At 70.8% G+C, this 14,637-nt stretch carries 12 protein-coding genes; all 12 read right to left on the reverse strand.

Annotated elements, in window-relative coordinates; translation table 11 throughout:
* Window positions 1–257: 257 nt before the first annotated feature.
* Entirely contained in the window at window positions 258–4,178 is a 3,921-nt protein-coding gene (locus tag ACWGID_RS32195; RefSeq protein ID WP_452203015.1) for a S8 family serine peptidase, read from the reverse strand.
* A 31-nt stretch (window positions 4,179–4,209) separates the two neighbouring features.
* Window positions 4,210–4,335, reverse strand: coding sequence for a hypothetical protein (locus tag ACWGID_RS32200; RefSeq protein ID WP_452203017.1), 126 nt, complete (start codon window positions 4,333–4,335; stop codon window positions 4,210–4,212).
* Between the two features lie 79 nt (window positions 4,336–4,414).
* On the reverse strand, window positions 4,415–7,258 hold the full coding sequence (locus ACWGID_RS32205) for a helix-turn-helix transcriptional regulator (protein ID WP_452203019.1): 2,844 nt from the start codon (window positions 7,256–7,258) through the stop codon (window positions 4,415–4,417).
* Between the two features lie 63 nt (window positions 7,259–7,321).
* Entirely contained in the window at window positions 7,322–8,050 is a 729-nt protein-coding gene (locus ACWGID_RS32210; RefSeq protein ID WP_452203136.1) for a dienelactone hydrolase family protein, read from the reverse strand.
* Window positions 8,050–8,496, reverse strand: a complete 447-nt coding sequence (locus tag ACWGID_RS32215; RefSeq protein ID WP_452203021.1) for a GNAT family N-acetyltransferase — start codon at window positions 8,494–8,496, stop codon at window positions 8,050–8,052. The genes ACWGID_RS32210 and ACWGID_RS32215 overlap by 1 nt, the downstream gene beginning before the upstream one ends.
* Entirely contained in the window at window positions 8,493–9,548 is a 1,056-nt protein-coding gene (tsaD, locus tag ACWGID_RS32220) for a tRNA (adenosine(37)-N6)-threonylcarbamoyltransferase complex transferase subunit TsaD (RefSeq protein ID WP_452203023.1), read from the reverse strand. Before tsaD ends, ACWGID_RS32215 begins: the two co-directional genes overlap by 4 nt.
* The gene (locus ACWGID_RS32225) at window positions 9,545–9,994 is read right to left on the reverse strand and encodes a GNAT family N-acetyltransferase (RefSeq protein WP_452203025.1); all 450 of its coding nucleotides are present in this window, start codon (window positions 9,992–9,994) and stop codon (window positions 9,545–9,547) included. Before ACWGID_RS32225 ends, tsaD begins: the two co-directional genes overlap by 4 nt.
* Window positions 9,991–10,650, reverse strand: coding sequence for a tRNA (adenosine(37)-N6)-threonylcarbamoyltransferase complex dimerization subunit type 1 TsaB (tsaB, locus tag ACWGID_RS32230; protein ID WP_452203027.1), 660 nt, complete (start codon window positions 10,648–10,650; stop codon window positions 9,991–9,993). Before tsaB ends, ACWGID_RS32225 begins: the two co-directional genes overlap by 4 nt.
* Before the next feature lies 1 nt (window position 10,651).
* Window positions 10,652–11,578, reverse strand: coding sequence for a tRNA (adenosine(37)-N6)-threonylcarbamoyltransferase complex ATPase subunit type 1 TsaE (gene tsaE, locus ACWGID_RS32235; RefSeq protein WP_452203029.1), 927 nt, complete (start codon window positions 11,576–11,578; stop codon window positions 10,652–10,654).
* A complete protein-coding gene (locus tag ACWGID_RS32240) occupies window positions 11,575–12,696 on the reverse strand; it encodes an alpha/beta fold hydrolase (RefSeq protein ID WP_452203031.1) in 1,122 nt (373 codons plus the stop codon). Before ACWGID_RS32240 ends, tsaE begins: the two co-directional genes overlap by 4 nt.
* A 6-nt stretch (window positions 12,697–12,702) precedes the next feature.
* On the reverse strand, window positions 12,703–13,872 hold the full coding sequence (gene alr / locus ACWGID_RS32245) for an alanine racemase (protein ID WP_452203033.1): 1,170 nt from the start codon (window positions 13,870–13,872) through the stop codon (window positions 12,703–12,705).
* Window positions 13,873–13,887: 15 nt separating this feature from the next.
* On the reverse strand, window positions 13,888–14,529 hold the full coding sequence (locus tag ACWGID_RS32250) for an HAD family hydrolase (protein WP_452203035.1): 642 nt from the start codon (window positions 14,527–14,529) through the stop codon (window positions 13,888–13,890).
* Between the last annotated feature and the right edge of the window lie 108 nt (window positions 14,530–14,637).

Here is a 14,637-nt window from a genome sequence, read left to right on the forward strand (position 1 = left end):
CTCTCGGTGCGAGTGGGTGGGCTCTGTTGTTGTAGTGAGAGCGACCGCGCCCGACCCCCCCCGACCCCACCGCCACACTCACGTCCGTTCACAAAACTGCAGTGCACCGTTCATCTCGGTTCGGCAGCCTGAAGCGTGGAACCGGTTGGCCGCTGACCGTTCGCCTGGGGAGCAAGCGGTGCGCGTCACCCCCGGGCCTTTGTCACCCCGCAGTGGGTGCGCAGCCGTCGACCAGCCACGCACCCACCGCGATCACCTCACTTAGGACGCTGAACTGTCACCGTCCGGGCCGGCTGCGCACCTCCGTTCCCACGGATCGTCAGCGTCAGCTGTGACACCCCGTCCGGCCAGGTCACGTCGACCGGGATCGTCGTCCGCCCCCGCTTCGCCAGCGTGCCGGAGTCCACCGGCACGGAAGCCCACCGCGGCTGCGGTGTGATCGGGTCGGGCGTGGCCACCGTCATCACGCTGGTGCTGGCGAAGAACGTCGTGATCAGGTTGCCCTGCGGGTCGAGATCCACCGAGGTCCCGGGACCGCCAGCGATGGAGTACTCCGGAATCGTCATCGACGACTGCTCCGCGCAGGTCGCCGGGTCGATCTGCCGGTAGACGGACTGGTTGTGCCCGAGCCCGTCGCCGAACTCCTCGGTGTGCGACCAGAGCGACTGCGACACCGGGTTGAAGCCGAGCCCCGAAGCCTGCCGCGGATACATGCAGCTGGCGAGCAGCTCGCCCGGATCGGCGTGCCCGAAGCCGGTCAGCGTCCGGATCTGCGCCTGGAACCCACCGATCTGGTTCTGCGCCGTGGTGAAGAACCGGTCCTGGTCCGCGTCGTACGCGAGCCCGACCAGCTGCACCTCCGCACGGTAGCCGGTCCGCATCAGCGACACGTTCGCCGGCGCCGCCGGGTTGACGCAGGCGATGTCCGTGGTCACCCGGTACAGCGTCATGCACAGCATCGACCGGTCCGGCACCCAGGCGAGGTCGGTCGCGACCGTCAGTGCGTCACCCGCCCCGACGGCCTTGGCGATCGGAGCCATCGGGATCACCGCACCGGTCGGGTCACCGCCCGCGGTCACCTGGACGATGCTCTGCCCGAGCAGGTCCGTGACCCAGTACTGCCCGTCGACCTCCTCGACCGCGTTCGTCGCCTTGCCGAACAGGATCTTCGACAGCTCGGTGCCCGGCGTCGCCCCGGCAGTACCAGGGGCCGACAGCCGCGCCCGCCAGTTCAGCGGACCGTCGCCGTCGTTGCGCAGCGCAACCTCGACCGGCTTGCCCGCTCGCGGCGAGACCGTGGAGGGCACGTTGATCACACCGCTCGACAACGTCGTCCGCAGCGCCAGCTCCTGCCGATCGGTCGTCAACTTCACGGCCTGGTCCGGCACCGCGTCGTACCCCGGCTTGGCCAGCACCGACAGCTTGTACTGCCGACCGGTCATCAGCTGGAACCGGTACTTGCCTTGGGCATCGGTCATGACCCGTTGGGCGAGCCAACCGTTCTGGTCGCGCAGGTCGACATTCGCGTTCGGCACCGGCTTGCCGGCCTTGTCCACGACCGTGCCGTTGACGAAACCGTTCGCAGGCAGGCTGAAGTGGATCTGCCGCTCACTGGACAGCACCGGCTCCCAGTTCGAGTACGTGAACTCGGTGCGGTCGGCGGCGCGCCCGTCCGGACTGTGGTCGCTGATCTGCACGATCGTCTGCAGGCCGGTCTGCAGCGGGTCGGCCGGGTCGAGACCGCGGTACGCGAACACGATGTCGCCGCGTTCGTGCAAGGTCACCTCGTAGCTGAAGTGAATGTCCTGGCCGATCACCGAGTAGTTCCGGAACTCCATCGTGAAGGTCCGGTTCGGCGCGGTCCCGCTGGTGCGGGTGAACAGTTGCGCCTGCCCGTCGTCGAAGTTCGCACCGAGCCGCGGGGTCAGCCCGTAGTTCACGGTGTTGTACCCGAACTCGTCGTACGGGTAGGCGTCAGAGTTGAACGGCGTGGTCCAGAACCCGACCTGCGCGATCCCGCCGGGAGCCATGTACGCCGTGTCGTACGCCTTCCCGAAGTACGTGAACCGGAACGGCAGCTTGACGGCCGTCGAGTCATAGACCTGCGGCTTGGTGACCTCCTGCGAACCCTCGATCCAGTTCGTCGGCTCCAGGCCACAGGTGTAGCCGTAGCTCCCGCCCCACCAGCCGTCCGCGCTCATCGGCTGGTCGGACCGCCGCCCGAGCTCGACGCCCGGAACCGTCGTGTTCGCAGCCACCTGAATCGTGCGGTACACCGGCACCGCACACCGGCCGCCGTCGTCGATCTTCACCGTGTAGCTGCGCGGCCCGGGCACGCCCTTCAGCGTGTACCGACCCTTCGCGTCCGCGGTCGCGACGTACTTCGTCCCGACGATCGTGACCGTACCGGCGAGCGGCCCGCCGGTCGTCTGGTCCGCGATCGACCCGGACACCGTGAATCCGTCGGTGTCGGCCAACTGGACATCGGTGGTCGTCGTCTGGTCGGCCGTCACCACGATGGTCGCCGTACCCGCCTTGTAGCCGAACGCGGTGATCGTCGCGGTGTAGCTGCCGACCGGGAGGTTCGCGACCGAGTAGTTGCCATCAGCATCGGTACGGGTCGAGCGCTGACCGGCCGATCCGGCCAGCGCCACGGCCGCGCCGGAGACCGCCGTACCGGTGCTGCTCGTGACCTTGCCGGCGATGGCGCCGGATGCGCCCGCGTCGACCGCCTCGACCAGGGCGAGCGCGTCCAGGCGGCCCTCGCCGTACACGTTGTTGTCGGCCGCGGTGCCGCCACAGGTGGTGTCGTCGGCGTCCTGCGCGGTCTGGTCGAGCAGCTGCCGGATCCGCGCGACGTCTCCGATCAGCTCCGGGTGCGCCGACAGCAGCAGAGCAACGGCTCCCGCGACGTGCGGTGCCGCCATCGACGTACCGCTCATGACCGCGTAGCGGCCGTTCAGGTAGCTGGAGCGGACCAGGTCACCGGGTGCGGAGATGTTCGGCTTGACCTCGCCGTCCTGGCCGGGGCCGCGGCTGGAGAAGCTCGCGATCGTGCCGTCCTCGCTGTAGGCACCGACGGAGTAGTTCACGGTCCGGCTGCCCGGACTGCCGGCGGTGTTGCAGCCAGGTCCGTTGTTGCCGTTGCTCCAGACACCGAAGATGCCCGAGTCCGCCCACGCCTGCTGGATGTCCTCGAGGAACGGCTCGGTGGTCGGCTCGGTGGAACCCCAGGAGTTGTTGACGATGTTCGGCCGCTTCGACGGGTCCGGCGCGCTGCCGTCCTGCTTGGTCGGCGCCAGCATCCACTGCGACGCCTGCAGCAGCGTCTCGTCCGACGCGCAGCAGCCGTTCGCCTCGATCCAGCGTGCGCCGGGCGCGACACCCGGCTGGTTCACGCCGCCGTCGTCACCGACCATCGTGCCCATCGTGTGGGTGCCGTGGCCTTGGTGGTCCGTCGGGTACTGCGAGGCTCCGGACGTGTCGAGCCAGTTGTAGTCGTTGCTGAACGAGCCGTCCGCGTTCGTACCGCGGTACTGCTCGACGAGCGCCGGGTGGCTCAGCTCGGTGCCGGTGTCGATGCTGGCGATGGTGATGCCGTCGCCGCGGGCGCCGTACTTCTGCCAGACCTGGTCGGCCTTGATGTTCCGCACGCCCCACTCGGGCCCGGTGGCGGCCGCAGCAGCCTTCGTCTGCACCGGCTCGGCCTGCTTGTACGACACCGGCGCGAAGATGCTCTGCACCGACGGCGCGGCGCTCAGCGTCTGCGCCAGCGTGAAGTCACCGTTGTGCACGCGGATCGCGTTGGACACCCAGTACGACGTGTAGTCCACGTGGGCCTTGTCCAGGATGGCCCGGGCTCCGGCCTGCGCGTCCTTGGACGCTCTGCTGAGCCGATCGACGACGTACGTGCCGCGCTCGGTCCAGTCGCGGATACCGGAGGCCGCCGAGGTGTCGGCGGCGGAGTCGAACTTGATCCAGAAGTCCTGCGGACCGGTGCTGTCGGCAGTGAACTTCTGCTGCAGGGACTTGGCGATCTTGTCCGGACGGATCGGTGCCGGGCCGGCGTCGGTCCGGGCCTGCGCCGACGGTACCTGGACCAGCGCCAGGGTGAGGGTGATGACGAGCAGGAAAAGCAGGAACGCACGACTTCGGCGGAACTCGGCTGATCTGTTCATGGGCGGGGGAACTCCCTGGTCGAGTGGGCGGTCAGAGCGGCTCGTAGTCGTCGGTGCCGGCCGGCACGTCGGGCTCGGGCTGCTCGTCGGAGGCATCGGCCGCGGCCGGCTCGGATCCTTCGTCCGTGGACGCCCGCGGCTTCTGTGGATCACGCATGCCAGCAGTCAACCCAGGCGGACCGTCCGGTGGGGGCTCGGACCGAACCAATCTCGACCCAACACCGCACCAATCTGAACTACAGCAGTCCCGCCTCTCGCGCGGCCGCCGGGATCTCCTGGCGCGAGCTCAGCCCGAGTTTGCGGAGCGCCGACGACAGCTGGGACGAGACGGTGTGCGGCGAGCGGAACAGCGCCTCGGCCACCTCGCGGTTCGAACGGCCTTCCGCGACCAGACGGACGACTTCGAGTTCACGGGGCGAGAGCTGATCGCCGTACCCCTTGCGGCCGCCCCACCAGGGTCGGCTGCGTTTGACGCCGTGCTCCGTCAGCACCTGCAGGATCCGGGTCGCGTCGGCACGCGCACCCAACGCCGCGAGTCCGTCGAAGGTCGCGGTCAGCAAGGCCAACCCGTCGGCGGTCCGGCCAGCGACGAGGTCGCAGCGTCCGGCCTGCTCCTGGACCAGCAGAGCGGCGTACGGGCGCGGCAGTTGTTCCCACGCTCGGGCGGCCTCGCGGTACGCCGTACGCGCGCGTTCGAAGTCACCGGATGCCGCCGTGACCGACGCCGTACAGGTGGCGACCGCGGCGGGTGAGCTCAGCGAACGCTCGGCCGGTACTCCGCGCCGGAAGTCAGCCGTCAGCTCGGTCGCGTCGTCGAGCCGGCCGACCGCAGCCAGCGCGGCGACCCGGACGGGCACCAGCTCGTTCGCCCACAGCCAGGACTGTTTGGTGTGGATGATCTCCATCGCCGGATCGGTGAGGCGTACCGCTTCGTCCGGCCGGCCGTCGGCGAGCGGCCCGATCGCGGCCAATGCTGCGACTTCCGCCGTCAGTGACGTCGGTGCGAACTGCCAGACGCCCCGGACCGCCTCGTCGAGCCGGGTCATCTCGTGCCCCGCCGCGTGGTCGAGCCAGAGCGCGACGAGCAGCGCCTCGACCCTGGTGTTCGCCTGGATGTCCTCGTTGTCGGCCAGCGCGGCGGCTCGTTCGGCCAGCCCGTCCCAGGCGCCGGTGTGCCAGTCGAGCCGGGCCTGGTTCAAGGCGATCAGGTCCGTCATCCGCACGTAGCCGCGCCCCTCGGCCAGCTCGGCGGCGCGATCCAGCATCGTGCGCGCTTCCCGGTACCGACCCCACAACAGCGCCACGTCGCTCAAGTTGATGTTGCCTCGGGCAAGGTCATCGCGCTGCCGCGGATCGGTCACCTCGTCCGGGAGCTGGTCGAGCTGATCCCACCCGGACGGCTCGCCGAGCCCCAGCAACCCGACCGTGTGGTCGACGAGGAACCGCGTGCCTTCGGCCGGATCGTCCAGGCGCACCAACTCGCGCGCCCGCCGCAGCCAGCCCAGGTGCCGTGACGCCGGCCACCGCGTCCCGTGCGGTACGCCGAGCATCAACATCGCCCGCATCGACGTGGTCCGGTCCTGCGCCAGATCCGGTACGGCGAGTTCGAGCTCCCGCCGCGACCCGGCGAAGTCGCCGGAGTTGCTCAACGCCCGCGCGAGCTGGAACCGCAACGCGCCACGGGCCTCGTCAGGACACTCGTCGAGCGCGGCTCGCAACGCTTGGATCAACGCGTCGTACCGCTGCTCCCCCACGACCGCGCTGTAGGTGATCTTCGCCGCGATCCGCGCCAGTTCGGCACCGTCCAGTTCCGCCTCGAGCGCGAGGTCGAACAGGTACCCGACGGACGTGGTCTCGTCCCCGGCCGCGAGCGCCGCATCGGCCGCCTGCTCGGCGTACCGGCGCCAGCGCGGGAGCTCGCGGGCCGCCTTGAAGTGCTCGGCCAGTTGCGCGGCCCGGCCCCGCGACTCCAGCAGTTCCCCCGCCGCCCGGTGCGCGGCGCGCCGTTCGTGCGCGGGAATCTCGTCGTACACCGCCTGCCGGACGAGCGCGTGCCGGAACGCGACCCCGGTCCCGCGTTCCTCGAGCAGCTGGACGGCGAGTGCCGCCGACACCCCGTCGTACGCCGGCCCCTGGGCCAGCCCTGTGATCGCGACCAGACCGTCGACGTCGACCGGTTCGCCGACGACGGCCGTGGCCCGCAGTACCGCCTGGGCCGGTCGCTCGAGATGCGCGAACCGTTCGAGTACGCCGTCGCGGATCCGGGCCGGGACGGTGATCTGGTCGAGCTGTCGCCGTACCCAGGCGCCGTCGCGACGGGTCAGGTCGGCGCGGGCGTGCAGCAGGCGGACGGTCTCCTCCAGCGCCAGCGGTACGCCGTCGGTCCGCGTTCGCAGGAAGCCCGCGAACGCCTTGGAAACAGGCGGTTCCGCGAGCATCGACGACACCAGCGTCGCGGTCTCGCCGACGCTCAAGCCGTCGAGCCGGACCCGCACCGCGCCCGGCACGATCCGCAGCCGCGGTACGTCGGGAGTCCGGCAGGTGATCACCAACGACAGGGACGCGGCCGGCCGGGTCTGCAGGTACAGCAGCAGATCGACACTCGCCGGGTCGGCCCACTGCGCGTCCTCGACGACCAGCAACGAGATCCCGAGCGCGTCGATCAACTCGCCCAGCGCGCGGAACAACCGGTGCCGTGCGGCGGCCGGATCGTCCAGCGGCTCCGGGCTCGGCGGCAGATGACCGATCCACTCCGGGAACACCGACCGCAAGGCCCCGGTCAGCGGGCTCAGCGACAACCGCCGGACGTCGTCGACCGCCGCCCGCACCGCGTCCACCACCGCGGCCAACGTGAACGGCTGGCTGTACGGCGGACATGTGACCAGCAGCGTGGTCCGCTCGACGCCCCGCAGGACCTCCTGAACCAGCCGGGTCTTGCCGATCCCGGCCTCGCCCTCGACCAGCAGAACCACCGGCTCGGGGGTGTCCAACGCGTCCCGGACCATGGCCAGTTCGCGGTCCCGGCCGACGAAGCGGGGCGCGAGAATGCCGCTCGTCGGCTCGCTGTCCGAAGTACGCATCGACCGGCCACCTCCCGCACGGAGTCGGCGCAGCCTAACAAGCAGCGCGCGTCGGCGCCTGTCCTATCGAGTCGCGACCTCGTCGGCCACCCGGAACCGTTCCCGCACTGGCAACCGGAACCGTGCCATCGCGATGCTTCCCACCCCGGACGCACCGTGAGCGGCGCCGGTCTCGGGCAGCCGCTGGCTGCCACCACCGGCCGGGGTTTCGCGGACGAAGTCGGCCACCAGCCGGTCCCAGTCCTTCGGCCGCCGCAGCATCGCGTGTCCCTCGCCCTCGAGCAGGTACGTCGTCACCGCCACGCCGGCCGCCCGCAGCCGAGCGGCGTACGCCGTGGTTCCAGCCGGGTCGGTCATCGTGTCGTCGGTGCCGTGCACGAACGTGACCGGTGGACGCAGCGCGACCAGCGGTTCGTCGCGCGGCAGCCACGGAGCCAGCGCGAGCACTCCCGCCACCCGAGGATGGTCGCCGGCGGCAACAACGGCTCGTCCACCCATCGAGTGCCCGATCAGGAAGACGCGCGAGACCACCGACGGGAGCGCGTCCAAGACGGCTCGCAGATCGGTGGCGGCATCACCGTCGTCGTTCCAGCCGCGGAACCGATACCTCAGCAGCCCGATCGCCACGTCCGGTCGCGCCGACCGCGCGGCCAGCGCGAACGGCCACATCCGGAGCAACGCCGGCCGCCACAGGTGCGGGTCGGCGTGGGAGTGCTCCTCACCGCCGTGCGCGAGCAGCACGAGATCGGTCGCACCGGCCGGGTGCCGGACGAGGTCGACACCCGGGCGCATCACGGCTGCACGTACAGCTCGGTCGGATCCTGGCGGATCGCCATCATCCGGCCCGGCGGCGTCTCGGTGAAACCGTACGAACGGTAGAGCTCGTGCGCATCGGCGGTCGCCAGCAGGACCTGCCGCAGACCCTTCAGGTCCGGGTGCTCCAGCAAGGTCGACACCACGAACCGCCCCAGACCGTGCCCGCGATGCGACTCCAGCACGAACACATCGGCCAGCCAGGCGAACGTGGCCCGGTCCGTCACCATCCGCGCGTACGCGACCATCGCACCGTCCGCGTCGTACACCCCGAGGTTCAGCGAACCCGCGATCGCGCGGTCCACCACGTCCTGCGGGATCCCCTGCGCCCAGTACGACGTACTCAAGAGGCCCTGCACCACGGCCGCGTCGATACGGGTCGCGTCGTCATCGGCCTCGAAGCCGTCGGGACCGGTCCACCTCACTTGTTCAGGACCTCCGTGACCGGCATCGACGAGTCGGCCGGCAGATCCAGCGGTGACGGCGCCCGTCCGGCCCGGACGAGCTCCGAACCGAGCGCCGCGACCATCGCCCCGTTGTCCGTGCACAACCCCGGCCGCGGCACCCGTACGGCGATCCCCGCCGCCGTGGCCCGCTCCTCGGCCATCGCGCGCAACCGCGAGTTCGCCGCGACACCGCCGCCGATCAGCAGGTGCTCGAACCCGCGCTCCTTGCACGCGTCGATCGCCTTCCGGGTCAGTACGTCGCAGACCGCCTCTTGGAAGGCCGCCGCGACGTGGTTCACCGGCACGTCCTCGCCGTCGCGCCGCTTCGCCTCGACCCAGCGCGCGACCGCGGTCTTCAACCCGGAGAACGAGAAGTCGAACCGGTGCCGCTCGAGGTCCCGCTGCGACGTCAGCCCACGCGGGAACTTCACGTACAGCCGGTCGCCACCGTCCCGCGCCGCCTTGTCGATCCACGGCCCACCCGGGAACGGCAGCCCGAGCACCCGGGCCACCTTGTCGAACGCCTCCCCGGCCGCGTCGTCGATCGTGCTCCCCATCGGTACGACGCCGTCGGTGATGTCCTCGACCGCGAGCAGCGACGAGTGCCCGCCGGACACCAGCATCGCGACACAGCCCTTCGGCAGGTCACCGTGCTCCAGGGTGTCCACCGCGACGTGCGCCGCCAGGTGATTCACGCCGTAGATCGGCTTGTCCAGCGACAGCGCCAGACCCTTCGCGGCGGCGACACCGACCAGGAGCGCGCCGGCCAGTCCCGGGCCGCTGGTCACCGCGACCGCGTCCACGTCGGTCGGTTTGATGCCGGCCGTCTCGCACGCGCGGCGGATGGTCGGAACCATCGCCTCCAGGTGCGCCCGGCTGGCCACCTCGGGCACGACCCCGCCGAACCGGGCGTGCTCCTCGACACTGGACGCGATCGCGTCGGCGAGCAGCGTCTGCCCGCGCACGATCCCGACGCCGGTCTCGTCACACGACGTCTCGATCCCCAGGATCAGGGGCTCATTCGCACTCATACTGTCTCCCGCCACCGCATGATCACCGCGTCCTCGCCGGCGCCGTAGTACCCACGTCGCCGGCTGATCTGTTCGAAACCGAATCCCCGGTACAGCCCGATCGCCGATTCGTTGCTCGCCGCAACTTCCAGCAACACCGTCCGGCCGGCGCACCGGGCCAGCGCCGCCGTCATCAGCTGCCCACCGATCCCGGTCCGCCGTTCCGCCGGGGTGACCGCGATCCGCAGTACCTCGACGACGTCCTCGGCGACCGGGGGCAGCAGCAGGACGACGTACCCGACGGGCTCGCCCTCGTCCGCCACCAGGATCACGCGGTCCTCGGACAGCCGCTCGAACTCGTCGGCCCAGGCGACCGTACTCCAGGCGCCCGGCCCGAAGCACACCTCGTCCAGGGCGACGAGCGCGGGCTGGTCGGCCGGCACCGCTGCCCGGATGGCAGGTCTCACAGCACGCTCTTCGGCCCGCCGGACAGCGTGACGTCCGGCCGGCGCAGGTACAGCGGCTCGGGTGCGACCACCTCGAGCGTCTTCGTCGCCACACCCGTCGCCAATACCTCGGCCGACGGGTACTCCGTGACGTCGACGGTGGTCACGCCGAGCACGTCGGCGTACAGGACCGCTCCGCGGCCGATCACCGGCAGACCGGACAGCACGTGGGCGACCTCGGCCGGCTTGTCGACCGCGGGACCTTCGAGCCGTCGGCGGCTGCCGTCCGCGGCCGGGCCGTCGTACAGCGCCCAGTAGATCTCCTTGCGCCGCGCGTCCGTCGCGACCGCGACGGGCAGCGTCATCGCCGACTGCCGGGCCAGGACGTCGAGGCTGCAGACACCGGAGACCTCGATCCCCAGCACCTCACCCATCGTCCGGGCGGTCACCAGGCCGACCCGCAGCCCGGTGAACGGGCCGGGTCCGACGCCGACCGCGATCCCGGTCAGGTCGCGTGGCGTGACGCCGGCGGTCTTCAGCGCGGACTCGATCGCCGGGGCGAGCAGTTCGCCGTGCCGCAGCGCATCCACGGTCGTCGACGAGGCGACGATCTCACCGGCCGGCGTGGCCAGCGCGACGGTGACGGCGGCACTCGAGGTGTCGAAGGCAAGCAGCATGTCAGTTCTTCTCCAGTACCGATACCCGGACGCCGGACGCTGCCCAGCGCGGGCCGACAGGGGTGATCCGCAGCGCGCGGGTCTCGTCGGTGTCGTCGTCGCCGCGGGTCACCACGACGTCCAGCCGGTCCGGCGCCAGCGCCTCGGCCAGCCCGTGACCCCACTCGACGACGGTGACCGCGTCCTCCAGGCTGGCGTCGAGGTCGAGGTCGTCCAGTTCCGCGAACCCGCCGATGCGGTACGCGTCCACGTGGACCAGCGGCGGCCCGTCGACCAGCGACGGATGCACCCGCGAGATCACGAAGGTCGGCGACGTGATCGCACCCCGCACCTTGAGCCCAACGCCGAGGCCCTGGGTGAACGTGGTCTTCCCGGCCCCGAGGTCACCGGACAGCACGAGTACGTCGCCCGCGCGCAGCTGACCGGCCAGCTCCTCACCGATCGCCTGCATGTCGTCGGCCGTCGGCACCGTCAGCTCGACCGGCATCGCCTTCGCGTAGATCAGGTTCGCGCCCTGCTGCTCGACGATCGAGTAACCGCGCCGCCGCCAGAACTCCACCGTGTCCGGCAACTCGACCCGCGCGATCAGGTTCACCCGCGCGAGCCCACGCCGTACGGCGACCTCCTCGGCGCAGCCGACCATCGCGGAGGCGACACCGCGGCCTTGGTACCGCGGGTCCACCGAGACGCGGCGCAGGTTCAGTACGTCTCCGGCCTGCTCGAACAGCATCGCCCCCGCGGGCTTGCCGTCGATCCGGACCAGCAACCCACCGTGCTCCGCGACGGCGGCCGCGACCGTGGTCGCGTTCTCGGACAGCGCGGTCGAGGGCGGGTCGAGGACCCGGCGGGCGGAGAAGGCGTGATGGATCGCCGTGACGATCTCGTCAACGTGCTCAGCAGTTGCGTCTACGACGTGCAGGTCGGTCATGAGGGTCCCAGGGATTGTTCGGCTCGCTCGATCATGCCAAGGAGGGCCGCGGTGAATTCACGGTGGTGCTCGATCAGGCCCAGGTGACCGCAGTTCTTGACCTCGACGAGTTCGGCGCCGGGCACCCGCCGGACGATCTCCTCGGCGTGGTCGAACGGGGTCAGCGCGTCCTTGTCGCCACCGATGACCACGCACTCCACCTTCTGCAGCGGCTCCAGGGCCGAGTACTTGTCGTGCAGCGCGAAGATCGGGTAGAACTCCGCGATCACCTCGATCGGCGTCGCCGCGATCATCTCGTTGACGAACTCGGTGAACGCCGGCGGCACCTCGGACCCGAACGAGTACTTCCGGGTCAGCAAGTAGCTCAGGTCCGAACCGGCCTTCCGGCTGCGCTCGACCACCTCCGGGATCCGGGCCAGCGCCGCGACCGTCGGCGTCGCGAGCGCCCGCGCCCACATCCCGATCTTGCCCGGGAACACGATCGGGACCCGGTCCAGACCGCCCGCGCTGGTCGAGCACAGGCCGACGCCGATCACGCGGTCCCCGAAGAGTTCCGGGTGCTGTTCGGCCAGCGCCATGATTGTCATGCCGCCCATCGAGTGCCCGATCAGGATCACCGGGCCGGTCGGCGCGAACCGCTCGAGGATCCCGTACAGGTCCCTCCCGAGCTGGTCGATGCTGACGTTCTCCTGCGGCGACCGGCCGGAGCGCCCGTGCGAGCGGTGGTCGTAGAACACCATCGTGCCGATCCCGGCCATGTCCCGGCGCTCGAAGTGCCAGGCGTCCATGTTCAGCCCGTAACCGTGCGCGAAGATCACCGTCAGGTCTTCGGGCGGCACGGGAAGCTTCCGGCTGAGCCGGCGCTTCGGCGGCGGCGGTGCCGGTCGCCGGGACCGCTTGAGTTCGTCAACCTCGACGTACAGCTCGATACCGTCGTCGGCGGTGAACACGTACGGCGTACCGTGCACCGAGCCGAACGGTTCGGCCTCGAGCTGCTTGCGCTGACCCGCACGCCGGCCGATCAGCTGACGCTCGACCGCCACTCCGGCCGCCGCGCCCGCGGCCAGCACTCCGACCGCGGCACCGATCAGGCCCGCGGTCCGCCCTGCTTTGGACACGCCGGTCTACCCTTCGTGTCGGGTGCTCGGGCCCGCCGCGCTGTCGACGTACCGGCGCGGAATGCGGGCGCCCAGACGGGTGACGATCTCGTAGTTGATGGTGCCCGCGGCGTCGGCCCAGTCGTCGGCGGTCGGCTCACCGGACGTCCCCGGGCCGAACAGCACGACCTCGTCGCCGGCGGTCGCCTGGTCGTCCTCGAGGTTGACCACGCACTGGTCCATGCAGATCCGGCCAACGATCGCCCGCCGCGCGCCAGCGGCCTGGACCGGGCCGCCGTTCGAGGCGTGCCGCGGCAGACCGTCGCCGTACCCGAGCGGGACCAGGCCGAGTGTCGACGGTCGTGGGGCCGTCCAGGTCAGGCCGTAGGAGACGCCTGCGCCGGCCGGCACCCGCTTCACCATCGCGAGCCGCGCCTTCAGCGTCATCGCGGGCCGCAGCCCGAGCTCCGCCGACGGCAACGCGTGCCCGAACGGCGAGAGTCCGTACGTCGCGACGCCCGGGCGGACCAGGTTGAAATGCGTCTCCGGCAGCGCCAGCGTGGCACCGGAGTTCGCCAGGTGCTTGAACTCGGCGTCGATCCCGAACGACTCCGCCACCTCGATCGCCTCGGTGAACGTCGCCAACTGGCTCTCGTTCACCGGGCTCTTCGGCTCGTCCGAGGACGCCAGGTGCGACCAGATGCCCTTGATCTCGATCCGCCCGGCCGTCTGTTCGCGCAGGGCGGCCCTGATCAACGCCGGCCACTCCTCCGGTACGGCGCCTCCGCGGGACATCCCGGTGTCGATCTTGAGGTGCACCCGCGCCGGCCGGTCGGTCACGCCGGCCGCCAGCTCGTCGATCTCCCAGGGCGCGCCGGCGGACAGGTCGATACCGGCCTCGATCGCGTCGGTCAGCGGCTCGCCGGGTGTGGTCAGCCAGCAGAAGATCGGCCCGGTGTCACCGGCCGCACGCAGCGCCAGCGCCTCCTCGAGCACCGCGGCCCCGATCCAGTCGGCACCGGCCTCCCGGGCGGCCCGGGCGACCGGGACCATCCCGTGCCCGTACCCGTCGGCCTTCACCACCGTCATCATCTGCGCACCCTCAGCGCGGGCACGCAGCGTGGTCACGTTGTGGCGGATCGCATCCAGATCGACGATCGCTTCAGCGCGGACGGGGGGTGACTGAGGGGTAGGCATGGTCCATCCAGTGTCTCAGGCGCCGTCGATGAGGTCAGCGAGGGCCGTCATGTCGTGGAAAACCGTGTTCGCATCGGAAAGTTTCGCGGGGTCCGTCATGCCGGCGTACCCGAAGACCTTCATCCCGGCGGCGACCGCGGCGGCGACCCCGAGCGGGCTGTCCTCGATCACCAGGCAGTCGACCGGCTTCACGTCCAGGGCGGCGGCCGCGTGCAGGAACAGGTCCGGCGCGGGCTTGCCGTGCGCGACGTCCTCGGCGCTGAAGATCCGCCCCTCGAACCGGGACAGGAAGCCGACCGCGGTGAGCGCCGTACGGATCCGCCGGTGAGTGCCGGACGAGGCCAGGCAGTAGGTGACGCCGCGGGCGTCCAGGTGATCGAGGACAGCCTCGACGCCGGCGATCGCCTGGAGCCGCTCGAACCCGGCGAACAACCGCTCGTGGTACCGGTCCTCGAGATCGGCCGGCAGCGGGCGGCCCAGCTGCGCCTCGGCCTTCTGCCGCATCGAGGCCATCGAGCCGCCCATGAAGTCCCGCACCGCCTCGTCGAACGTGTACGGCAGCCCCGCCTCGGTCAGCAACTCCGCCAAGATCGAGTTCGCCAGCCGCTCGGAGTCCACCAGTACGCCGTCGTTGTCGAAGATCACCAGTCCGGTCACGACAGAAACCCTAAACGCGCGGCGGCCGCCGCGGGAAACCGGGGGGCGGCGGGGGGGCGGTAGGGTGGCGCGGCGCAGGTGTGGGGGGAGGAGGAGTCGGGGTAGTGG

It is taken from the genome of Kribbella sp. NPDC054772 (assembly GCF_053611945.1).